The organism is Acidovorax sp. WCS2018Noco2-16, assembly GCF_031843945.1.
Taxonomy (GTDB): domain Bacteria; phylum Pseudomonadota; class Gammaproteobacteria; order Burkholderiales; family Burkholderiaceae_C; genus Paracidovorax.
The window spans coordinates 58,880-81,312 of sequence record NZ_JAVTJJ010000003.1 but is presented as its reverse complement, the minus strand read 5'-3'; the positions used below and the strand labels follow the sequence as shown (position 1 = coordinate 81,312).

Annotated in this window: 18 protein-coding genes; 9 read left to right on the top strand and 9 right to left on the bottom strand. The window is 66.7% G+C overall.

The features are described 5' to 3' along the window. Positions 1-107 precede the first annotated feature (107 nt). The 3 genes from RQI28_RS09885 to RQI28_RS09875 form a co-directional block, all read right to left on the bottom strand. Complete coding sequence (locus RQI28_RS09885; protein WP_311223199.1) at positions 108-1,109, bottom strand: glycerophosphodiester phosphodiesterase family protein; 1,002 nt, start codon at positions 1,107-1,109, stop codon at positions 108-110. 148 nt (positions 1,110-1,257) lie between these two features. After that, complete coding sequence (locus RQI28_RS09880; protein WP_311223198.1) at positions 1,258-1,494, bottom strand: hypothetical protein; 237 nt, start codon at positions 1,492-1,494, stop codon at positions 1,258-1,260. Next, the gene (locus RQI28_RS09875) at positions 1,491-4,436 is read right to left on the bottom strand and encodes a DNA topoisomerase III (protein ID WP_311223197.1); all 2,946 of its coding nucleotides are present in this window, start codon (positions 4,434-4,436) and stop codon (positions 1,491-1,493) included. Before RQI28_RS09875 ends, RQI28_RS09880 begins: the two co-directional genes overlap by 4 nt. A 96-nt stretch (positions 4,437-4,532) precedes the next feature. On the opposite strand from RQI28_RS09875, the gene RQI28_RS09870 reads away from it, so the two are divergent. The 5 genes from RQI28_RS09870 (at position 4,533) to RQI28_RS09850 (ending at position 9,136) form a co-directional block, all read left to right on the top strand. Then, positions 4,533-5,126 carry an SET domain-containing protein-lysine N-methyltransferase gene (locus RQI28_RS09870; protein WP_311223196.1) on the top strand — a complete coding sequence of 198 codons (594 nt, stop codon included), beginning with the start codon at positions 4,533-4,535 and terminating at the stop codon, positions 5,124-5,126. Positions 5,127-5,134: 8 nt separating this feature from the next. Then, entirely contained in the window at positions 5,135-6,028 is an 894-nt protein-coding gene (locus tag RQI28_RS09865) for a biotin--[acetyl-CoA-carboxylase] ligase (RefSeq protein WP_311223195.1), read from the top strand. 15 nt (positions 6,029-6,043) lie between these two features. Continuing rightward, complete coding sequence (locus RQI28_RS09860) at positions 6,044-6,787, top strand: SPOR domain-containing protein (protein WP_311223194.1); 744 nt, start codon at positions 6,044-6,046, stop codon at positions 6,785-6,787. Between the two features lie 61 nt (positions 6,788-6,848). Then, entirely contained in the window at positions 6,849-7,343 is a 495-nt protein-coding gene (locus tag RQI28_RS09855) for a glutathione peroxidase (RefSeq protein WP_311223193.1), read from the top strand. 164 nt (positions 7,344-7,507) lie between these two features. After that, entirely contained in the window at positions 7,508-9,136 is a 1,629-nt protein-coding gene (locus tag RQI28_RS09850) for a hypothetical protein (RefSeq protein ID WP_311223192.1), read from the top strand. A 65-nt stretch (positions 9,137-9,201) separates the two neighbouring features. Here the strand turns inward: RQI28_RS09850 and RQI28_RS09845 are convergent, their stop codons facing one another. Beyond that, positions 9,202-9,372: a hypothetical protein gene (locus RQI28_RS09845; RefSeq protein ID WP_311223191.1), complete on the bottom strand. Its 171-nt coding sequence runs from the start codon at positions 9,370-9,372 to the stop codon at positions 9,202-9,204. Here RQI28_RS09845 and RQI28_RS09840 point away from each other — a divergent pair. Continuing rightward, the gene (locus RQI28_RS09840; RefSeq protein ID WP_311223190.1) at positions 9,371-11,005 is read left to right on the top strand and encodes a hypothetical protein; all 1,635 of its coding nucleotides are present in this window, start codon (positions 9,371-9,373) and stop codon (positions 11,003-11,005) included. The two genes, RQI28_RS09845 and RQI28_RS09840, sit on opposite strands and share 2 nt — an antisense overlap. A gap of 161 nt (positions 11,006-11,166) precedes the next feature. Here RQI28_RS09840 and RQI28_RS09835 read toward each other — a convergent pair whose 3' ends face one another. The 5 genes from RQI28_RS09835 to RQI28_RS09815 all read right to left on the bottom strand — a co-directional run bounded on the left by RQI28_RS09835 (position 11,167) and on the right by RQI28_RS09815 (position 16,738). Then, positions 11,167-12,087, bottom strand: a complete 921-nt coding sequence (locus tag RQI28_RS09835) for a ProQ/FINO family protein (protein ID WP_311223189.1) — start codon at positions 12,085-12,087, stop codon at positions 11,167-11,169. A 124-nt stretch (positions 12,088-12,211) separates the two neighbouring features. Further along, the gene (gene glcF / locus RQI28_RS09830; protein WP_311223188.1) at positions 12,212-13,477 is read right to left on the bottom strand and encodes a glycolate oxidase subunit GlcF; all 1,266 of its coding nucleotides are present in this window, start codon (positions 13,475-13,477) and stop codon (positions 12,212-12,214) included. 23 nt (positions 13,478-13,500) lie between these two features. After that, positions 13,501-14,295, bottom strand: a complete 795-nt coding sequence (locus RQI28_RS09825) for a YoaK family protein (protein ID WP_311223187.1) — start codon at positions 14,293-14,295, stop codon at positions 13,501-13,503. A gap of 4 nt (positions 14,296-14,299) precedes the next feature. Further along, positions 14,300-15,421 carry a glycolate oxidase subunit GlcE gene (glcE, locus tag RQI28_RS09820; protein ID WP_311223186.1) on the bottom strand — a complete coding sequence of 374 codons (1,122 nt, stop codon included), beginning with the start codon at positions 15,419-15,421 and terminating at the stop codon, positions 14,300-14,302. 375 nt (positions 15,422-15,796) lie between these two features. Further along, positions 15,797-16,738 (bottom strand): SMP-30/gluconolactonase/LRE family protein, encoded by a 942-nt coding sequence (locus RQI28_RS09815; protein ID WP_311223185.1) that lies wholly within the window; start codon positions 16,736-16,738, stop codon positions 15,797-15,799. Between the two features lie 292 nt (positions 16,739-17,030). Between RQI28_RS09815 and RQI28_RS09810 the strand changes: the two genes are divergently transcribed. From RQI28_RS09810 to RQI28_RS09800, 3 genes are read left to right on the top strand one after another with little or no spacing between them, the layout of a single operon-like run. Beyond that, complete coding sequence (locus RQI28_RS09810) at positions 17,031-19,250, top strand: ATP-binding protein (protein ID WP_311223184.1); 2,220 nt, start codon at positions 17,031-17,033, stop codon at positions 19,248-19,250. Continuing rightward, positions 19,243-19,701, top strand: a complete 459-nt coding sequence (locus RQI28_RS09805) for a response regulator (RefSeq protein ID WP_311223183.1) — start codon at positions 19,243-19,245, stop codon at positions 19,699-19,701. The genes RQI28_RS09810 and RQI28_RS09805 overlap by 8 nt, the downstream gene beginning before the upstream one ends. Next, positions 19,694-22,312 carry a response regulator gene (locus RQI28_RS09800; RefSeq protein ID WP_311223182.1) on the top strand — a complete coding sequence of 873 codons (2,619 nt, stop codon included), beginning with the start codon at positions 19,694-19,696 and terminating at the stop codon, positions 22,310-22,312. The genes RQI28_RS09805 and RQI28_RS09800 overlap by 8 nt, the downstream gene beginning before the upstream one ends. The last annotated feature ends 121 nt before the right edge of the window (positions 22,313-22,433 follow it).

The window sequence follows — 22,433 nt, the reverse complement described above, 5'->3', positions numbered from 1 at the left end:
GGGTGGATGCCGCAGTACGGAAAGTGCTGCGGCACCATGCGGACGTCGCTTGCGACCAGGGCGCAAAAGTCTGTCGCGGCCCGCTCAGTCGGGGCTGTCGGTCGGGTTTACTTCTTCACGAACGCATTGCGCGCCGTCACCGCCAGATCAGGGTAGTTGGCGAACATGCCGTCCATGCCCATGTCCAGATACTTGCGGAAGTCGGCCGCGGCCAGGGTGGCGTCGGCCTGGGCGAAGGTCCAGCCGTGCACCTTCAAGCCGGCGGCGTGCGCCTGGTCGATGTAGCTTTTGCTGATGGGGTAGGTGGCGTTATTGATCAGCAGGCCGATGCCTTCGGTGAAGCCGGCCGCTTCGGCCAGCGTCAGTGTGCGCACGGCGGTGCCCGACACGATGCCCACGCGGGGCGAGCCGTCCGGCGCGGCGGTGGCTACGCCCAGCAAGATCAGCGGCATCTTGTTGTTCTGCGCGGTCTGCTTGGTGCGCAGGCTGCGCAGCGTGGCGTCGCTGAACGACTGGATGAAGACCTTGCTGCGCGCGTTGTAGCCGTTGTCGCTCAGCGTTTTCAAAATGCCGTCTTCCATCACCGGGTCGGCCTGCTTCGCTTCGGGGTACAGGCCCACGTCGCGGCCCACGGCAAAGCCCTGCTGACGGGCAAAGCTCACCACTTCCTGAAAGGTGGGCACGGCGTAGGGGTTGGGGGCGCTGGGGGTGAAGCCGGGGTAGCTGGTCTTGCCGGTGCTGGTGGGCACCACGGTCAGCGTCTTCACTTCGGCCAGGGTGAAGTCAGACACCTTGTAGCCGCCATTGCGCTGCGCGAACAGCGCGGCGACGTTGGTGGTGCGGTTGAGCGTGTCGTCGTGAATGGCGACGAGCGCACCGTCCTTGGTGATCTGCAGGTCAGGCTCGATGAAGTCCGCGCCCATGCGAATGGCCAGCTCGTAGCCGCCCAGCGTGTGCTCGGGCAAATAGCCGCTGGCGCCGCGGTGGGCAATGACCTGGGGTTGGGCTGCTGCGGCGGCACTGCCGCTGTCGTCGCCGTCGCTGCCGCCACAGGCCGCCAGGCCCAGGGTGGACAGGCACAGCGCGGTTGTCATCAGGAGGGTCTTCATGAGAGTCGTCTTTCTTGGAGCGAAACGAACGACTCTAGGGGCGCACCATGGCAGGGGCATGACACCCCAGCGACTGCGACTGCGACTGCGACTGCTGGTGCTTGGGCGGCGCCGCAGCGGCTGGGGTTCCACGCTGCGCTGCGTGCGATCAGCGCGAGCGCACCGAGCTCACGCCCATGTCGATGTCACCGTAGACGGTGACGCCGCTCGGCGCGCTCTGGCGCGTGCCGGTGGCCTCGTCGTTGGCGGGCCGTGCGGACGACGCCAAGGCGCCGCAGCCGCTCAGCACAGCCGCGGCGACCAGCGCTGCCAGCACGGCACCGGCCGGGTGGCGGGCGCTGCGCTGGGCGCCGGCGGGTTGCTTTGAAGGGGTGTGAATGGTCATTGGCTGCTGTCTCCTTGCAGGTGCTTGCCCAGAATGCCCGCCAGCTCGAACATGCCCGCACTGTCTTTGCCGAACACGGCGCGCAGCTTGGCGTCTGCGTTGATGGTGCGCTTGTCTTTCGGGTCCTGCAGGTTGTGGGTCTTTATGTATTCCCACATCTTCTTCACGGCCTCGGGCCGGGCAACCGGCTCAGGGCCGATCACGGCGGCCAGCTCGGCGCTGGGGGCCTTGCCAGCGGCGGGCTTGCGCGGCGCCTTGGCGGCGGCAGTCTTGGCTGCCGGGGCTTTTTTGGCAGCGGCAGGTTTGGCAGCCTTTTTGGCCGCAGCGCCCGTCTTTCCTGCCTTGGCAGCTATGGTTTTTGCGGCAGCACCCGGGCGCGGCGGAAACTTGCTGGGCGCAAATTCGAAGTTGACCTTGCCGGCCTCTGCATCCCACGCCAGGTGGGCCTTGAAGGCGCGGCGCGTGCGCATGCTGACGAACTTGTCCAGCAGGTCGGTCTTGCCGGTGGCCAGCAGCTTGTTCATCTGGGCGCGCTCCACGGGTTGCTGCAGGATGACCTTGCCGCTTTTGAAGTTGCAGCTGGGCGTGGGCTGCGCCGCGGTGGGCACCGACTTGCTGCACACGTAATTGGCGCCGTGTTCAAACACCGGCGCGCCGCAGATGGGGCAGTCGCCCAGGCTGACCTGCTCGCCAAAGTCCACCAGCTCGCCCGATTCCTCGGCCGCGCGGTCGTCGCCAAAGTCGAATTCGAGCTTGAAGTTATTGGCGTCTTCATCCCTGACGATCGCCACTTCTGCCGTGAACGGCCAGCCCGCCTTGGAGCGGAATCCTTCCAGCGGGCCGATGCGGCGGTCGCGCAGCAGCTGGTCGGCCTCTGCGGTCTCGAAAGTGCGTCCCGCCGGCGACTTGCCGAACGAGAAGCCGCACGCATCGCTGCCGTCGCCGGCCTTGCCCACGCAGGCGTAGCGGCGGTAGTTTTCTTTCACCACGCCGCCGCAGTTGGGGCAAGGCGCGGCCAGCGTGGCGTAGTCGCCCGGAATGGTGTCGCGGTCGTATTCCTTGGCCTTCTTGACCATGCGCTCCGTCATTGCGGCAATCTGCTGCATGAAGGCTTCGCGGCTGAGCAAGCCCTTTTCCATCTGGGCGAGCTTGTATTCCCACTCGCCCGTCAGATCGGCGCGGCACAGCTCTTCCACCTCCAGCCCGCGCAGCAGCGTCATCAGTTGAGAGGCCTTGGCAGTGGCGATGAGTTCGCGCCCTTCACGCAGCATGTACTTTTCGGTCAGCAGGCCTTCGATGATGGCCGCGCGCGTGGCAGGCGTGCCCAGGCCTTTTTCCTGCATGGCAGAGCGCAGCTCTTCGTCTTCCACCTGCTTGCCGGCGCTTTCCATGGCGCCCAGCAGCGTGGCTTCTGAATAGCGTGCGGGCGGCTTGGTCTTCAGGCCGCGCGCTTCGGCGAAGTCTGTGCGCACCATCTCGCCGGGTTGCACGGGCACCAGGCTCTGGCCCTTGTCGCCGGCCTGCGCGCCTTCCACCTCATCGGCGGCTTCCTTGCCGTAGATGGCCAGCCAGCCGGGCTTGACCAGCACCTTGCCTTCGGTCTTGAAGCTGTGGCCCACCACCTGGCTGATGCGGGTGGTGACCATGTGCTCGGCACTGGGAAAGAACACCGCCATGAAGCGGCGCACCACCAGGTCGTAGAGCTTCTGTTCGGCTTCCGACAGGCCGCTGGGCGCCTGCAGCGTAGGAATGATGGCGAAGTGATCGCTGACCTTGCTGTTGTCGAAGATGCGCTTGGTCGGCCGCACGTAGTTGCCGTCCAGCGCTTGCTGCGCGAACGGCGCCAGGTGCCGCATGCCGCTGGTGGCCAGCATGCCGAAGGTCTCGCGCGCCACGGGCACGTAGTCTTCCGGCAGCGCGCGCGAATCGGTACGCGGGTAGGTCAGCGCCTTGTGGCGTTCGTACAGGCTTTGCGCCAGCGACAGCGTGGTCTTGGCCGAAAAGCCGAACTTGCCGTTGGCCTCGCGCTGCAGGCTGGTCAAGTCGAACAGCAGGGGCGATGCCTGGCTGGTGGGCTTGCTCTCTTCGGTGACGGTGGCGGCCTTGCCGCGCACGGCCTCGGCAATGGCCTGCGCGTCGTGGATGTTCCACAGGCGGTCAGACCGCGCCTCGGGGTCTTCGCCCTTCTTCCACTTCGGGTCGAACCACTTGCCCAGGTACTCACCCGCTTCGGCATGAAAGCCGGCGTGGATTTCCCAGTAGTCGCGGCTGATGAACTTGCGGATCTTTTCCTCGCGCTCCACCACCAGCGACAGCGTGGGCGTCTGCACGCGGCCTACGGTCGTCAGGAAGAACCCGCCGCCCTGCGAATTGAACGCGGTCATCGCCCGCGTGCCGTTGATGCCCACCAGCCAGTCGGCTTCGGAGCGGCTGCGTGCGGCGTGCGCCAGGCCCTGCATCTGCTGGTCGCTGCGCAGGTTGTCGAAACCGTCGCGAATGGCCTGCGGCGTCATCGACTGCAGCCACAGCCGCTGGATCGGCTTGCCCAGCCCGCCCTTGGCGCCGCCGGCGTACTGCTCGATCAGCCGGAAGATCAGCTCGCCCTCGCGGCCCGCGTCGCAGGCGTTCACCAGCTCGGTCACGTCCTTGCGCTTGGCCAGCTTGACCACCGCGTTCAGGCGGCTCTTGGTCTTGTCCACGGGCTTGAGGTCGAAGTGCGGCGGAATCACCGGCAGGTGGGCAAAGCTCCACTTGCCGCGCTTGACGTCGAATTCCTCGGGCGCCTGGATCTCCACCAGGTGGCCCACGGCACTGCTGACCACGTAGCGGTCGTTTTCGAAGTGGTCTTCGTGCTTGTCGAACTTGCCCGTCACGGGCGTGAGCGCACGCACGATGTCCTGCGCCACCGACGGTTTTTCTGCAATTACCAGGGTCTTGGTCATTTTTAGGTCTCGCCTTCTACGGCGCTTCTACAATCCGCTTGCCTTACGCGCGCATGCGCACGCATGTGTGCCTATTCAAACTAACAGAGTTTTGCCATGCCCCGCTCCGCACCGCCCGCCGCCGCCCCGTTTGCTCCGGGCCGGCGCATCCAGACCCGGCGCTCGGGCGTGCATGGCAAGGGCGTCTTCGCGGTGCAGGATATTGCCGAGGGCGAGGTCATCGTCGAATACGTCGGCGAGATCGTCAGCTGGCAGGAAGCGCAGGACCGGCACCCGCACGACCCCTCGCAGCCCAACCATACCTTTTACTTCCACGTCGACGAAGACCGCGTCATCGACGCGAACTACGGCGGCAACTCCTCGCGCTGGATCAACCACAGCTGCGCGCCCAACTGCTTTGCCGACGAGCAGGGCGGCCGCATCTTCATCACCGCGCTGCGCAACATCCGCGCGGGTGAAGAACTCAATTACGACTACGGCCTGATCATCGAAGAGCGCTACACGCCCAAGCTCAAGGCCGAATACCCCTGCTTTTGCGGCGCCAAAACCTGCCGGGGCACGCTGCTGGCCCCCAAGCGCGGCTGGGCGCCGCCGGGCCTGCCGCCGCAAAAGGCCAAGCCCAAGGCGAAGGCTGCTACGCCCAAGCCGGCGCCAACACCCCCGTCCAAACCCCGGAGCCCGCGCCGGTGACAAGTCCGATGACCGCGTCTCCCGTGCGCTGGCAGGCCGAAGCCATCTGGGAAGCCGTGGCGCCGGTGCTGCCTGGCTTCACCGTCGAGGTGCTGCCGCACGTCGATTCCACCAGCACCGAACTGATGCGCCGCGCGCGCGCCGGCCGCTGCGAGCCGACGCTGCTGGTGGCTGAATCGCAGACCGCCGGCCGGGGCCGGCTGGGCCGCCCGTGGCAAAGCCAGGCGGACGCCGATGCGGTGGTGGCAGGAGCGACTACCGCGCTGCCCTCGCTCACCTTCTCGCTGGGCCTGCCGCTGGCGCCGGCCGACTGGTCGGGCCTGTCGCTGGCCGTGGGCGTGAGCGTGGCCGAAAGCCTGCAGCCCGTGCTGCCCGCGCCAGGCTCCGCCGCGCCCCGCATCGGCCTGAAATGGCCCAACGACCTGTGGCTGGACGGCGACCGCAAGCTGGGCGGCATTCTGGTGGAGACTGCGAGCTTCGTCGCGCCGCAGTCTCCGGGCAGCTTGGCTGCTGATGCGGCTGGGGCTGCCGCGCGCTACGTGGTCGTCGGCATCGGCATCAACCTGCTGCCGCGCTCGGGCGACGGCATGAACACCCCGCCCGCCCACCTGGGCGAGGTTGATGCGGGTCTTGATGCTCCGGCCGCGCTGGCGCGCATCGCCGCGCCGCTGGTCGCCATGCTGCAGTCCTTCGAGCTGTACGGGTTCGCCCCGGTGCAGCCGCGCTTTGACGTGCGCGACGTGCTGCGCGGCCGCACCGTCACGCTCAGCGACGGGCAAGCCGGCTTGGCCCACGGCGTGGGTGAAGACGGCGCGCTGCTGGTGCACACGCCGGCCGGCATGCAGGCCGTGACCAGCGCCGAGATCAGCGTGCGCCCCGTCGGCCGGGCGCTGCCCACCTGACCTGCCGCCCCACCCATGCTGCGCATCGCCTTTCTCGTTCTGCTGCTGGCCAATGCCGGTTACTACGCCTGGTCGGCCGGGCTGCTGCGCAGCGTGGGCCTGGCGCCGGCCGATCCGTCCGAGCCGCACCGCATCGAGCAGCAGATCCGCCCGGAGATCCTGCGCGTGCAGCCGCCAGCCGGCGCGGGCGCTGCAGGCGCGCCGCGGGCGCAGAACGCCGGCGCATCGCCAGCGGCACCGGCCACCGCATCACCCGTTGCGTCCGCGCAGCCCGCCGAGCCCGTTGCTGCTTCTGGCGCCCCGGCCGTCGCCAGTTGCCTGCAGGCCGGCCCCTTCGATCAACGCCAGGCCGACACGCTGCGCGTTGCGCTGGCAGCCACCGGCCTGCCCGCCGATGCGTGGAGCCTGGAGGGCACGCCCGTATCCAGCCGGTGGATGGTCTATATGGGCCGCTTTGCCGACGACGAAGCGCTGGCGAAAAAGCGCGCCGAACTGCGCGCCCGCAACGTGCCCTACGACCGCCCCGGCGCCGCGCTGGAGCCCGGCCTGTCGCTGGGCCGCTTCTCGACCGAAGAGGCCGCCGAACGCGCTCTGGCCACGCTGGGCAACCAGGGCGTGCGCACGGCCCGCGTGGTGCAGGAACGCACTGGCGCCAGCACCGACTACACACTGCGCCTGCCCGCCGTGACCGATGCCATGGCGCCACGCATCGACCAGTTGCGCCCCGCCCTGGGCGGCAAGCCACTGCGCGCCTGCTGAGCCCGCTCCCTCGGGCGCGTCCACAATGCGCGCTTCGCCCCAGTCCGCAGGAGATTCCGCCATGAGCCGTGTATACGACTTCGAAGCCCAGCCCATGAGCGGCCCGCCCGTGCCACTCGCCCAGTACCAGGGCCGCGTGCTGCTCATCGTCAACACCGCCAGCGCCTGCGGCTTCACGCCCCAGTTCGCGGGGCTGGAAGAGCTGCACAAGCGCTACGCCGAAAGCGGCCTGGTCGTGCTGGGCTTTCCCTGCAACCAGTTCGGCAAGCAAGACCCGGGCAGCAACGACGAGATCGCCGGCTTCTGCCAGCTGAACTACGGCGTGAGCTTTCCCGTCATGGCCAAGATCGACGTCAACGGCACGCAGGCCTCGCCGCTCTACCGCTGGCTCACGGCCGAAGCGCCGGGCCTGCTGGGCACCAAGGCCATCAAATGGAACTTCACCAAGTTCCTGATCGGCCGCGACGGCCAGGTCATCCGCCGGTATGCGCCCACCGACAAGCCGCAGTCGCTGGCGAAGGACATCGAGGCTGCGCTGGCATCAAGGCCTGCGTGATCTTTTGGAGGTGCAGCGTTCGCTGACGCTGCCACGTTCGGATGCCCTGCATGCGACAGGGCATCTTGCACCGGCGTGTGGTTGCGTTTTTAATGCCTGCACTTCTTGGGCCTCGGGTCATCGAGGCCACGTCCAGTCCGCTCACCGTCGAAGGAACCCCTGCCATGACATGTTCGGTCACCACCAAGACACTCGCTGTCTGTTTTGTCAGCCTCATGGCAACCTCCCATTCCTGGGCTCAAACTGCACCGCCCACAACCGCCGAGCCGCACCCCGGCATGTGGTCGTTCGACGGTGAACTGAGTGGCCAGCCCGGACGCAGTCTGCACCTCGACACCCAGTTGGGCCGCGCCATCATCGTTTCGTATTTGGGCTATCGAGCCAATGGGACGGCGCTATTCCTGCAGGCCAGCGGCGTGCGTGATGCCGATGAATCTTCGTTTGTCGGGCCCTTGCAAGAGTTTCGCAGTGGCCCGGTGATCGGTGGCCGTAGCGCGAACGGCGAGGTGGCTGGAAGTCCGGGAAACATCCGCGTCGCATTCGATACGCCCAGCTCCGGTACCGTGACGCTTCCGGGCGACGTGCCCCGGAGGATCTCGCGGTTCAATTTGAACGATGCTGCATCGCGTGAGTTGCCGTTTCGTGAAAGCGTCTTCAGTCTGCATGCAAATCCGAACGAGAGTGGTGTGGTACCAGGCAGCTATCGGGTTCAGGTCAAGGACGGGACTTTTCGCATGAGCCAAGTGTCCACAACCACCGGAGTTTTGTGCACGTACGCGGGACCCTACCAAGTGCAGGCACAGGGCCTGGAATCTCAGGGTGTGTCGACCTGCACTGACGCATCTGGCGTTCAGCGGCAGCAGCCTTACAGGTTGGAGAGGTTAAGTGTTGACCAACTGGGGCGGGTGACAGGCTCGATGCAGCAGGGTGACAGCGACGGCATCTTGCTAGGAATCTGCAGTCCCGACGCGCCTGCTTTAGCCACGGGGCCTTTCACGTGTGTGCAGGGCCCGAACTTCACCACCGTTCAGCCCGGAATGTGGGCTTTTGACGAAGAACTCGACGGGCAGCCAGGGCGCAGCTTGCAGATCGACCTGCAAAACCGCGATTCGGCAACCGTCGTGTCTTATGTAGGCTACCGCAGCGATGGCTCCTCTCTGTTCCTACAGGGCGTGTCAGCAAGCAAGTTCGCGGTGCGCGTTCTCTACTCCACGCCTCTGCGTGAATATCGGAATGGCCCGGTGATCGGTGGCGCTATTCAGGCAGGAGAAGAGGCGGCGACGCTGGGTGAAATGCAGTTTGAATTCGACAGCGCCACCACAGGCACCGTGACGCTTCCCTCCGAGAGCCCGCGCCGCATTTCCCGCTACAGGTACGAAAACCATGCGACGCGTTTCGACAAGGCCTACGACGTGGTGGTGTATCCCTACGGCCGAAGCGAGGGGGTGGTCACCTTTGCTGACATCGTGGCGCGCGACGACGAGTTCCGCATGGATACCCAGGTCCCAAGCACCGGAGTCAACTGCCAGTACCGAGGTGCGTATCGCTTGACCGGCGAAGGTTTGACATCCGATGGCACCCGCACCTGCACCGATGGGGCCGGCACGGCGACCACCGAGGCCTATAGCGCCGAGCAGTTCACGGTGGATGGCAACGGCATCCTGCGTGGAGTCATCATTGAGGTCGCAGGCTATGACGCCAGAGGCGTGGCGCAACGGCGCGCCAACCTCTACCTGGGCAGCTGCCCGGGTTTCAGGAAGTGCTCTCCCGCTGAGCTGGACCAGCCGCGGTAACCGGACTGCCAAGGTGAAGCGCGCGTGAAAGGTTTCAGAAATATACGGCCGTGGCGCTCGATGTTTCAGCCTCCTGCGCTATTTAGTAATAGCAAATTGGATTTGTTGGATGCTGCAATCACTGACACGGAAGTGCATTTGCATTGCCGAGCATCGAATTGGAATGTGCGCTTGAGAAGCTTCGTCAGCGCTTCGCCTAGTCCGTCCGGTTCACCCTTAAAAAGGATGTCTGCCATGAAATCTCCGATCTCGGTCAGAGCGCTTGCTTTTTGCGTCGTTGCTTTATCCGCGGCCCTACATGCTGGGGCGCAGAGCACTTCGGCCTCTGTTGCCGAGCCGCAACCCGGCATGTGGGCTTTTGAGGGGGAAGTCGATGGCCAGCCTGGCCGCAGCCTGCATATCGAAACGCAGCTGGGTCAAGCCATGATCGTGTCGTATCTCGGCTACCGGGCGAATGGTTCGGCCCTGTTCCTGCAGGCCAGCGGGGTGCGACAAGCCGATGACTCTTCGTTCGCCGGCACGCTGCAGGAATTCCGCAACGGCCCTGTGTTGGGCGGGAGCGGGAGCATCGTTCGTCCGGGTGAAGTGTCGGGTAGTGTGGGCGATATCCGCCTTGCATTCGATTCGCCGACGTCGGGCACCGTGACTTTGCCGGGCGATACGCCTCGCCGAATTTCTCGATTCAGCTTCAGCTTTTGGCAGTGGACACAGCCACTGGGCAATAGATTCGTGGTGCACAGCTACCCTTCACCCGGTAACCTGAACACACCCACAACCTATCAGATCCTGGTCGATGCGGGCGTCTTTCAGATGAACCAGCTCAGCACATCGGACGGCCGACTATGCAGTTACTCGGGGCTCTATCAAGAGCGTGGCGGCATGCTGGAGTCGGAAGGCACGGCCACGTGTACGTCTGAAGGTGGCTTGCAGCAGCAACAACCTTATCGGGTAGAACGGTTTGCTGTCGATCGCTATGGCATGTTCACCGGCACCGTCGTGAGAAACGGTGCAAAGTCGTTTCTGATGGGGCCTTGCCTGGCAGGCGGTGTGTTTACCGGAAGTCCTGATACCTGCGCTTCGGGTGGCCGTCCGCAGCTGGGGGTTGAGCCTGGCATGTGGGCCTTCGATGACGAACTGAACGGCACTCCAGGGCGCAGTCTGCAAATCGACACGCAGGTAGGAGACGGTCCGATGGTCGTTTCTTATCTTGGCTATCGAAGCGATGGTTCGTCGCTTTTCCTGCAAGGCTCCGCTTTCAACTACAGCGGCTCGGCTGCCCAGCAGTTCGATATGCCGCTGCAGGAGTTTCGCAATGGTCCTGTCGTCGGTGGCGTCGTACAAGGCGGGGAGGTGGAAACCACCATCGGCAATATGCGACTGGAGTTCGACAGTCCTACCACCGGCACGGTCACCTTGCCTTTCGACACGCCGCGGCGCATTTCCCGGTATCGGTATGAAGACCACACAGCGCGCTTTGACAAAACTTACAGCGCTCAGGTTTATGCCCTTTGGCGAGCCAATGGCGCACCCGTCAACATCGACCTCGTAGCGCGAGATAACGTGTTTCGCATGGACACACGAACTGCGGATCTGCGAACCCTCTGCGAGTACCGCGGCACTTACCGCCTGGCCGGTGACGGCTTGACTTCAGACGGTACTCGCACTTGTACGGGCCCTGCCGGGACCACGTCGGATGCTTACCGCGCCGAGCAATTCACGGTGGACCGCGACGGGCGACTGCGGGGTGTGATGAGTGAGGTCATCCGCGATTCGTCTGGCCCGTCGGGTTATCAGGGTGTGAATCTGTACCTGGGCTCCTGCTCCCTTTATCGGCTGTGCAGCCGTGCGGAGTTGGAGCAGCCCAGGTAAGGCCGTGCTCATCAGGCTGCAACGAGGATTCAACGAAAAGCGAACCTAGCGCTGGATGTTTGAGCGCGCGATGCTATCAATAACGCAGCATCTGCTGGCGACATCCCTGTGCCTCTGACCAGCCCATGGTCAGAGGGCCTGGCTCGGCGCATACGCCACCGTCAGGCCGGCGTGTCAGATTCCGATGCAGGTGGTACGGGCGGAACCGCCCGCAACTGCCGCCCACGGTGCAACTGCCGCTCTGCCGCACGCGCATCCAGCCCGTACATGTCGGCGAACTGTTCCACCGTGCTGCCGCTGGCTTCAAAGGCGCGCAGCAGCGCTTCGGCCTTGGCGTCGCGCTCGGCGACTTCGGCGAAGGCTTCGTCCAGCAGGGCGTTGGCTTTTTCGTCGCGGCCGCGCACCAGGGTGTCGTAGGCGTCGCGCGGCAGGCCGGAGGATTCATACGCCTGGGCGATGCGGCGGCGCAGCTTGAGTGCCAGGTCTTCGCCGTCGCGCGGCTTCTTGCGGCGGAAGACTTCCAGCAGGGCGTGGTGCACATGTTCGGGCGCCATCGCTTCGACGGCCTGACCTTGCAGGTCGTGCCGCTGGCGGCCCTCGGCCACTACCTGCAGGTAGCGGGTGGAGCGCGTGTGGATGCCCAAGGCGGCCTTCAGGTCTTCCTTTTCGAAGATGCCGGGGTGCGCGTCCTGCAGGTCCTGGAAGATGCCGCGCTTGAGAGGCAGGAACTGTGCGCCGAACAGGTGCGGGTAAAAGCCGGCCAGCTGTTCCAGCGCGGGGTGGGTGCGGCGCGGGCCGTTGCCTTTGGGGGCAGCCTGCGGGTCTTGTGCGGCAGCGTCGGCGTCGCCCTGCGGACGGCCCTGTGCGCCGCGGCCACCCGTGCGGCCCCGGCCGCCGCGGCGGGAAGAGGACGAGCGCGGTGCGCGTGTTTCGTCGCCAGGTGCGCCGGCAGCGCCTTCTGTTTCGGCAGGTGCGGCGTTGTGGTGCTCGGTGGCGGCCGTGTTGGTTGCCACGGCCGGTACGTCGGCCCCTGCGGCGGGGGCAGGGTTGTGAGATTCGGGTGAGGTCGCGTTGTCGGTCATGGCAATCAAAGTGCGGTCAAGTCACGGCGGTGCAGCCTGGCGGCGTGGCCCGGCTGCGCGGCGAAAAACCCGCCATCATGCCAGTTTGCCGTGCGCGGGCCTGTGTTCGAGAGTCTGCGGCGCCTTACAGCGCGCCGGGCCGCAGCGCCTCGTCCAGCACTTCCACCCAGTGCCGCACCGGCGTGGTGGTGCCGCTTTGCAGGTGGGTGATGCAGCCGATGTTGGCTGACAGGATGGCGGTGGGCGCCTCGCCTTCGCCGAAGGCATCGTCCAGCGCCGCCAGCTTGCGGTCGCGCAGCGGGTAGGCCAGATCGGGCTGCAGCACGGAATAGGTGCCGGCCGATCCGCAGCACAGGTGCGATTCGGTGCGCGCGGTGCGCACGCGAAAGCCCAGCGCAGTCAGGTGCGTTTCCACGCCGCCGCGCAGCTTCTGGCCGTGCTGCAGCGTGCAGGGCGGGTGGTAGGCCAGCAGTGCATCGCTGGGTGCCACACGGCCTTGCAGCGTGGCGGCCAGCTCGGGCAGCAGTGCGGGCAGCAGCTCGCTCAGGTCTAGGGTGAGTTCGCTGATGCGGGCCGCGCGCTCGGCATAGGCGGCATCGCCGCGCAGCAGGTGGCCGTAGTCCTTGACCATCACGCCGCAGCCGGATGCGTTCATGACGATGCATTCCACGCCACCTGGCCGGTCCACGTAGGGCCACCACGCGTCGATGTTGGCGCGCATCTGCGCCAGCCCGCCGCTCTGGTCGTTCAGGTGGAACTTGACGGCGCCGCAGCAGCCGGCCTCGGGCGCAATGATGGTCTGGATGCCGGCGGCGTCGAGCACGCGCGCGGTGGCGCGGTTGATGTTGGGCAGCATGGCGGGCTGCACGCAGCCGGCCAGCATCAGCACCTTGCGGGCATGTTCGCGCACCGGCCAGGCGCCGGCCTGCTGCGGGCGCGGCACCTTTGATCGCAGCGCGGCGGGCAGCAGGCCGCGCACGGCCTGGCCCACCTTCATGGCGGGGCGAAACAGCGGGGAGGGCAGGCCTTCCTTCAGCGCCCAGCGCGCGGCGCGCTCGCCCAGGGGGCGCTGCACCTGTTCGTCGACGATCTTGCGGCCGATGTCCACCAGGTGCCCGTACTGCACGCCGCTGGGGCAGGTGGTTTCGCAGTTGCGACAGGTCAGGCACCGGTCCAGGTGCAGCTGCGTCTTGCGCGTGGGCGTGGCGCCTTCCAGCACCTGCTTGATGAGGTAGATGCGGCCGCGCGGGCCGTCCAGCTCGTCGCCCAGCAACTGGTAGGTGGGGCAGGTGGCAGTGCAGAAGCCGCAGTGCACGCACTTGCGCAAAATGGCCTCGGCCTCCTGTCCTTCGGGGGTGCCCTGGTAGGCGGGTGCAAGCTGGGTTTGCATGATCGTGTGGGGAGTTTTTTGATCTACAGGGGCGAAGTGTGGCTGGCGGCGCTGCGCTGGCGCCGCGCACGCCACAGGCGCGCGAAATGTTCGAAGTCGGCGATCAGTGGCGGCAGGGACAGCGCCAGCAGCAGCGAGGCCAGCGGCACCACCCAGACGAAGCCCACGTGCTTGAACCCGGCCGCGCCCACCACGCCACCGATGGTGAACATGGCCAGCATGCTGGCGAAGAGCCGCAGCCGGGCATGGTTGGAATGCACCTGGGCCTCGGGGGGCGTGCCATTGCGGTTCCAGTACAGCATCTTGCCCATCTCGATGCCCAGATCGGTGGCGATGCCGGTCATGTGCGTGGTGCGGATCTGCGCGGACGACATCTTGGCCACCACCGCGTTCTGCAGCCCCATGATGAAGGCCAGCAGCAGCACGGTGAGCGGCACGGAAAAAGGCGTGGGCCAGCCCAGCGTGATGGCGCCCACCAGGCCGAAGAGCAGCATCAGCACGGCCTCCAGCAACAGCGGCAGCGCGAAGCCGCTGCGCAGCCGGTGCCCGCGCGCCCAGTTCACCATGATGGCGGTGGTGCCCGCGCCCGACATGAAGGCCCACAGCACGCCCACTGCGCCCAGCACCAGCGTCATGTTGCCCATCACCAGGTTGTCGGCCACGGTGGACAGAAATCCCGTCATGTGCGACGTGTACATGTGCACTACCAGAAAGCCGCCCGCATTCACCGCGCCCGCATTGAAGGCCAGCAGCAGGCCCAGCACGCGGTTGGTCGTGGGCGTGCGGTGCCGGCCGGTCAGGTGCCGCAGCAGGCGCATACCGTTACGCGGCGCCCAGCCGGTGCGGATTGAAGATGCCGGCCGGGTCGAACGCCTGGCGCAGCCGGGTGTGGATTTGCGTCAGCGCTGGAGAATTCAAGCAAAAAGTGCCTGTAGCGCTTGATGGATAAGCGCTACTAGCTATGAAAAGCGTAGCATCGCCGCCTGCGGCACGGGCCGCGGCGCGCAATGCCTCGGCATGCTCGGGCGCGGCCTGTACCCAGCGCAGGGCGCCGTGCCATTCGAGCAGCGGTAGCGCCACCCCGGTGGGCAGCACCAGCACCGGCGCGGTGGCCGGCACCGACAGGCGCCACAGCGCATGGCCGGGCGGGCGTGCGGCAAACCAGGGCAGGGTGTGATCGCGGCAGGCATTCCAGTCGGCCGCTACGACAGCGTTGTCTTGCCGCTCGCCGCCCATGCTGCGGCAGGCCGCCTGCACGGCGGCCGTGGCGCCGCGCAGGCGCACGTACAGCACGCCCGTGCCGCCGCCTTCGTCCACCCAGCAGCTGGCGTTCAGCGGCAGCGGCTGGCCGCCCCAGGCATGCAGGCGACGCAGCGCATCGGCCTGGTTGCAGGCAAAGCGCAGCGTGGCCTCGGCCGGGGGCACGGGCAGCACCTTCAGGCTCACTTCGGTGATGGCGCCCAGCGTGCCCCAGGCGCCCACCATCAGGCGCGACACGTCGTAGCCCGCCACGTTCTTCATCACCTGCCCGCCAAAGCGCAGCAGCTGGGCGCGGCCATTGACCAGCTCCAGCCCCAGCACATAGTCGCGCACCGCGCCCACGCTGGCGCGGGCCGGGCCCGACAGGCCCGCGGCCACCATGCCGCCGACGGTGGCGCCTGCGCTGAAATGCGGGGGCTCGAACGGCAGGCACTGGCCTTGCGCGGCCAGCAAGGCTTCGAGCTCAGCCAGGGGCGTGCCGGCGCGGGCCGTCACCACCAGCTCGCTGGGCTCGTAGCTCACGATGCCCGCCAGCGGCCGCAGGTCGAGCACATCGAGCCCCTCGCCGTACGGCGCCACGCCGCCGTGGAACTCTTTCGTACCCCCGCCGCGAAGGCGCAGCGGGCGCTGCTCGGAGGCACTGGCGCGCACGCGCTCCACGATCTGGCTGAGGGCTGAATCCATGCGGCCATGGTACGGCAGCACCCTGCGAAAGGGGCTTCGGCCTGCCGTGAATTTTTTGAACGCGGCGTGTGAGCGGATTGGGCCTAGGCCCTACGCCGTTGCGCTTTAGAACGTGTTCAAGCTCTCCCTGGGGCCGCACAGCGGCGCTTGCGGGATGGGATGCAAGGCGCGGTGCGCTGCCAATAGCTCGGCTATTGGCGAGCGCCGCAACGCCGCAGACCGCCCGCAAACGCCACTGCCCGAAGGGTTGAAGCGAAATCGGGCGATTGAACGCCCCGGCTGCTTACATGGGCACGAGCCCATGCGGCGCATCCGAGGCATCCACTCATCCCGATTGCGCTTCAACGCGGCCCCTGCGAGATCGTGAACACGTTCTTAGCCGCCGCCGTGCTCGAAGTACGCCACCGGCAGGCCAGGTACCGCCACCCGCATCGAAAAGACGCAGCCCGACTGCGGCAGCTCGGCCAGCTCTTGCGCGGGGCGGCCCTGGCGCGCCGAGGTGATGAACAGCGTGCGACCGTCATCGCCGCCCAGGCAGGGCATGGTGGGGCAGCGCACGGGCGTGGGAATGTCGGCCAGCACCTCGCCGCTGGGCGACAGGCGCACCACGCGGCCGCCTTCGTACAGCGCGCTCCAATAGGCGCCTTCGACATCGACGGTGCCGCCGTCGGGCCGGCCGCCATACACGGCTTGGCCGGGTTGGCCGGGCTGCCAGTCGGCCGGCTTGGGCGCGAACGCGTGGAACACGCTGTGGGCGCCCTGCGGCTCCAGGGCGGCGTCGCAGGGCCAGGTGCGGATCTCGTGCGAGGGCGTGTCGCACCAGTACAGCGTGCTGCCATCGGGCGACCAGGCCAGCCCGTTGGCCGTGGCCGCGCCGCCCAGCATGCGGCGCACGCTGGCGGGGCCTGCGCCGCGCGCATCCACGCAGTACAACGCCGCCACGGGCTGGCGCGGGCCGCCCTTGGGTTCATGCACCGAGCCCACCCAGAAGCGGCCCAGCGCGTCGCATTTGCCGTCGTTGGCGCGCTCGGTGGTGGCATCGAAGGGCAACTCGGCCAGCGGCTCCAGCGCGCCGCGCCATTCCCGTGCCAGGAAGATGCCCGCGCGCAGCGCCACCACCAGCCCGCCGCCGCGCACCGGCGCGATGCAGCCGGGCTCGGTGGGCATGGGCCAGTGCTCGAGCTGGCCCGACGACGGCTCCAGCCGCGACACCCGGCGCCCGGCGATGTCCACCCAGTACAGGCGATGCTCCTGCGGGTGCCAGAAGGGCGATTCGCCCAGTTGGGAAGGCTCGGTGGTGACGGCGGTCCAGGACATGCGGGCAAACTCCTTGGGCGGGCAGGTGACGGGGTGCGATGGCGGGCGGTGTGTCGCCTCAACCTCGGGTGCGCGCCGGCGGCAAGCCAGCAGCAGCGGCAGCGGCAGCGGTGCTGGCACCTGAAAACGTGCCCGGATTCAGGCCTTGGGCCAGCCGCTTCTATCTTCATGGCCACTCTACCCCAAGCCCGCCTGCCCCCGTGCTGGCATGATTGACGCTCGCGCGACGTCGGCCTGACGGCATCGCGCACAGCCTCCCTCAGTTGCTTGCTTGCTGATGACAGCTTCCGCCTTGAAACCCATTCCCGACCTCACTCTCTGCGACATCGAGCCCATCCGCGTGCCCGGTGCTATCCAGTCGCACGGCCGCATGCTGGTGCTCGATGGAACCACGCTGGCGCTGCAAGCCTGGAGCGCGAACTGGACGGATCGCGCGCCCGATGAGGCTTTGGCCAGCCTGGATGCCGACGTTCTGCAGGCCATTCCGGCAGACGGATCCGCCCTCGAGGTGGGCCGGCTGGAGTTCGCCGGCCAGTGGCACACGTGCTGGGCCCATCGCACAGCCACCCAACTGATCGTGGAGTGCGAACCGCAAACCGCACTGAAGCGGCCGGAAGCGCCCATCTACAGCGTGGCGCGCGACTTTCTTCCCCGGCTGCAGGCCGCAAAGACGGTGGAAGCCCTGGCCCAACTGGCTGCGGTGGAGCTTCAGCGCCTGACTGGTTTCGGGCGCAGCCTGGTGTACCGGTTCGATGACGATGGCCACGGCGAAGTGCTGGGCGAAGCCTTGCTGCCCGGCTATGACAGCTACCTTGGGCTGCGCTTTCCGGGCACCGACATTCCGCAGCAGGCCCGCGCGCTCTACTTGGCCAACCGCTTTCGGCTGATACCCGACGCCAACTACCAACCGGTGCCACTGCTCGCGGCAACAGGCGGCCCCGCCGCGCACGACATCGACCTGTCGCAGGCGTTCTTGCGCAGCGTCTCGCCGGTGCATCTGGAGTACATGCGCAACATGGGCACGCTGGCGTCCATGTCGGTGTCCATCGTGGTGGACGGCCGGCTCTGGGGGCTGGCGTCCTGCCACGATCATTCACCGCGCAGCCTGGACGCCGGCATGCGCGCAGCCTGCACCCACCTGGGCCAGCTGCTGTCCATGCAGATCGAGGCCAAGCAGGCCAATGCCGACGTGGCTGCGCGGCTGGAGTTGCGCCAGCTGACGCTGCAACTCGTCTCGTTCCTGTCTGACAGCGATGCCAGCCTGCGCCGCATACTGAAAGAGCCCGCTGCGCTGCTGCGCATGGCCCGCGCCACCGGCGCCGCCGTGGTGCTGGATGAAGAGGCCTGGGCGACGGGCGACACGCCATCGACCGAGTCCCTGGTGGAGCTGGCTGGATGGATTGCCGGCCTGGGCACGCCGGTCTACCAAACCGCTCAGCTTGCCGCCCATTACCCGGCGGCGGCCGACTGGCGATCGACAGCGGGCGGGGTGCTGGCCATTTCCATATCGCAGGTTCACCGCCATGTGATCCTCTGGTTCCGCCCCGAGATCGTGCAGACCGTCACCTGGGCAGGAGATCCGCGCAAGCAACTGCAGCCAGACGCCGCGGGCCGCATTCACCCACGCCGCAGCTTCGAGCGCTGGGCCGAACAGATCGGTGGCCGGTGTCTGCCCTGGTCGGGTGCCGAGACCGCTGCAGTCGGCGAGCTGCGCCAGGCGCTGATCGGCATCGTGTTGCGGCGCGCCGAGGAACTGGCCGCCCTGGCCGGCGAGCTGGGCCGCGTCAACAAGGAGCTGGAGGCTTTTTCATACACCGTGTCGCACGACCTGCGCGCTCCCATGCGCCACATTGCGGGCTATGTCGATCTGGTGCTGGACACCGAAGGCACAGCGCTCAGCCCGCGTGCGCACCGCTATATGGCGCACGTCAAGGATGCAGCGGCTTTTGCGGGGCAACTGGTGGACGCGTTGCTGGACTTCTCCCGTATGGGGCGCACGGCGCTCAAGCGCAAGCGCGTGGACTGCAACAGTTTGGTGCAAGGCCTGGTGCGCGAGATTGCGCGGCATGAGCAAGACCGCAGCATCGAATGGAGGGTTGAGGCCGATCTGCCGCAGCTGACGGCAGACCCGCTGCTGCTGCAGGTGGCGGTGCGCAACCTGATCAGCAATGCCGTCAAGTACAGCCGCGACCGGGCGCCGGCCATCATCACAGTGCGCGCGGTGCGCAACGCCGAGGGCCAGGGCCTGGAGGTGCAAGACAACGGCGCGGGTTTTCAGATGCAGTACGTGGCCAAGCTCTTCAACGTGTTTCAGCGCCTGCACCAGAGCGACGAATTCGAGGGCACAGGCATTGGCCTGGCCAACGTCAAGCGCATCGTCGAGCGGCATGGCGGCAGCGTCTGGGCCCGGGGCGAGCCCGGGAATGGCGCCGTGTTCGGCTTCGTTTTGTCCGACTCCGGGCAAAATGCCGCTTTGATTTCCTCTATCGACACCTCTTCCGGCCATGCTTAAACCCATTCTTTTGGTCGAAGACGACCTGCGCGACCAGGAGCTGACGTTGCTCGCCCTGGAGCGAAGCCAGCTGGCCAACGATGTGGTGGTGCTGCGCGATGGCGCTGCAGCGCTGGACTATCTGCGCCGCGAGGGCGAGTACGCCGGTCGTGACGAGGGCAACCCGGCGGTGATTCTTCTGGATTTGAAGCTGCCCAAGGTCAATGGACTGGAAGTTCTGGAAGCGGTTCGCAAGAACCCCGCGTTGCGCAGCATTCCGGTGGTCATGCTGACGTCGTCGCAGGAAGAGGCCGATCTGCTGCGCAGCTACGAGCTGGGCGTCAATGCCTACGTCGTCAAGCCGGTCGAATTCAAGCAGTTCGTATCGTCCATTGCCGATCTGGGCGTATTCTGGGCGGTGCTCAACGAGCCGCCTCCGGGGTCCCTGCGCGCTAGCCGCCGCTATGACTGAGCGGTCCGCCTACGAGCGCTCTCAGCAGCCTCTGGGAATGCTGCTGCTGGAAGATTCGGCGTTCGACGCCGAACTGCTGCAAGAAACCATACTGGCCGCGTATCCGCGCGCCCGGTTGGAGCTGGTGCGCGATGGCGCATCCTTTGCTGCGGCCCTGGAGCGTGGCGGCTTCGATGTCATCTTGTCCGACCACGAACTGGGCGGCTTCAGCGGCACGGAGGCGCTGCAGATGGCACGGGCGCGCGTGCCCCATGTGCCCTTCATCTTTGTATCTGGCGTGATCGGTGAAGACAACGCGGTCGAGTTGCTCAAGCAGGGCGCGACCGACTATGTCAGCAAGGGCCGGCTGTCGCGGCTGCCCTCCGTGCTGGACCGCGCCATGCGGGAAGTAGCCGAGCGAATGGCCCGCGTTGCTGCGCAGGCCGAGCTTCGCAATGCCAAGGAGGAGGCCGAGCGCTTGACTGCGGAGCTGGCCGACCGCGTTCGCGAAGTCGAGGCCGGTGAGTCACGCCTGCGTACGGCGACCGATGCAGGCGGGCTGGGCGTCTGGCAGCTGGATCTGCGGGAGCAGGTGCTTCATGCATCGAGCCACTTCAAGCGCAATTTTGGACGGAACGAGGCGGAGCCGTTCACCTACGAAGCGCTGCTCGAAGCGGTACACCCTGATGACCAGGAGCGCATGCATTCGGCCGTGGCACACACCGTTGCGACGGGCGAGGATTACCGTATCGAATACCGCATCGTGCGGCCCGATGGACAGCTGGCATGGGTGCGGGTCGTCGGCCGGCTAGAGTTGGACGATGCTGGCCGCCCGTTGTACATGGCCGGCATCTCGCAGGAGATCACCGACGCCATGCTGTCCAGGCGGCGCGCGGAACTGCTGGATTTTCTGGACCGCGATGTCTTCGGTGTGGCACCCGACCCCAGCGAGATTGCTTTCCGGGCGGCGGAAGCCCTGGGCCGCGTGCTGGATGTGAGCCGCGCCGGCTACGGCATGATCGATCGCGAGGCCGAAACCATCACCATCGAGCGGGACTGGAACGCGCCGGGAACCACGACCCTGGCGGGCGTGCTGAGCTTTCGTGACTACGGCAGCTACATCGAAGACCTCAAGCGGGGCGAAACGGTGGTGTTTTCAGACGCCCGCACAGACCCGCGCACCCGTGACAACGCGGATGCATTGATTGCCATCAGCGCCCAGTCGGTCATCAACATGCCCGTGAGCGAAGAAGGTGGCCTGGTCGCGTTGCTGTACCTCAATCATGCGACGGTCAGGCCGTGGACGGCCGAGGAAATGAGCCTCATCCGGGAGGTGGCGCACAGAACCCGCCATGCGGTGGAGCGCCGTCGCGCCGAGCAGCGCCTGCATGCCCTGGCGAACTCGCTGGAGCGAAAGGTCCAGGAACGCACCGCTGAATTGATGAAGTCGGAAGCGGCGCTGCGCCAGTCGCAGAAGATGGAGGCGGTCGGGCAGCTGACCGGTGGCCTGGCGCATGATTTCAACAACCTGCTGGGGGCGATTTCCGGCAGCCTGGAACTGCTCAGACGCAAGCTCAGCGATGAGTCGCCGGCACTGCGCTATGTCGATATGGGCCAGACTGCGACGAAGCGGGCCGCAGCCTTGACGCACCGGTTGCTGGCGTTCTCACGCCAGCAGACCCTGGAGCCCAAGGTCGTGAAGGTCAACCAGCTGATTGGCGGGTTCGAGGACCTGGTGCGGCGCACGATCGGCCCGCAGATCTCGCTGGAAGTCGTGACCGGCATCAGCGTGTGGCCCGTTCACGCAGATCCCGGACAACTGGAGAACGCGCTGCTGAACCTTTGCATCAATGCCCGCGATGCCATGCATGAAGGCGGCCAATTGATGATCGAGACGGCCAATCGGTCCGTGGACGAACGCACCGCCAGCCAAGAGGAGATGTTGCCCGGCCAATACGTGTCGATCTGCGTGAGCGACAACGGCAGCGGCATGCCCCCGGAGGTGATCGCCCGGGCATTCGACCCTTTCTTCACGACCAAGCCCATCGGCGTCGGTACCGGGCTCGGCCTGTCGATGGTCTATGGCTTCGCCCGACAGTCGGGAGGGCAGGCTCGCATCTACTCCGAGGTGGGCGCGGGCACCAGGGTGTGCATGTATTTGCCCCGTTATCTCGGCACCGACGTCGCGCCACAGGAAGTCGAGCCGTCCCCGCCTGCGCTTGACGGCACCGGCCTGGGCGAGACCATCCTGGTGGTCGATGACGAGGCGTCCGTCCGCTCGTTGATGGTCGAGATGCTGCGCGAAATGGGCTATCGGGTCATCGAGGCCGAAGACGGTCCGCGTGCCATCCAGGCGCTGCAGAACGACCCATCGGTGGCGTTGTTGGTCACCGACGTGGGCTTGCCGGGCGGCATGAACGGCAGGCAGGTGGCCGATGCGGCCCGCAACATCTATCCCGCACTGCAGGTGATGTTCGTGACGGGGTACGCGGAAAACGCGGTGCTCAGCCATGGCCATCTGCCCACCGGCATGCAAGTGCTGACCAAGCCCTTCGAACTGCGCGTGTTCGGCCAGCGCATTCAGACGTTGATGAAGTCAGCGTCCACCGCAGACCGCCGGCCGGCGCCTTAGCACGCGGTGGCGGGTGGGGGCCGCTGCGAAGCGGCGGGCGCGGCGCGCTGCGCGTGGTTGCCCGCAGGCTTTTCCTGACCGCAGCCCCGGTGGCGCTCTGCGCGCGGCCGCCATTGATCGG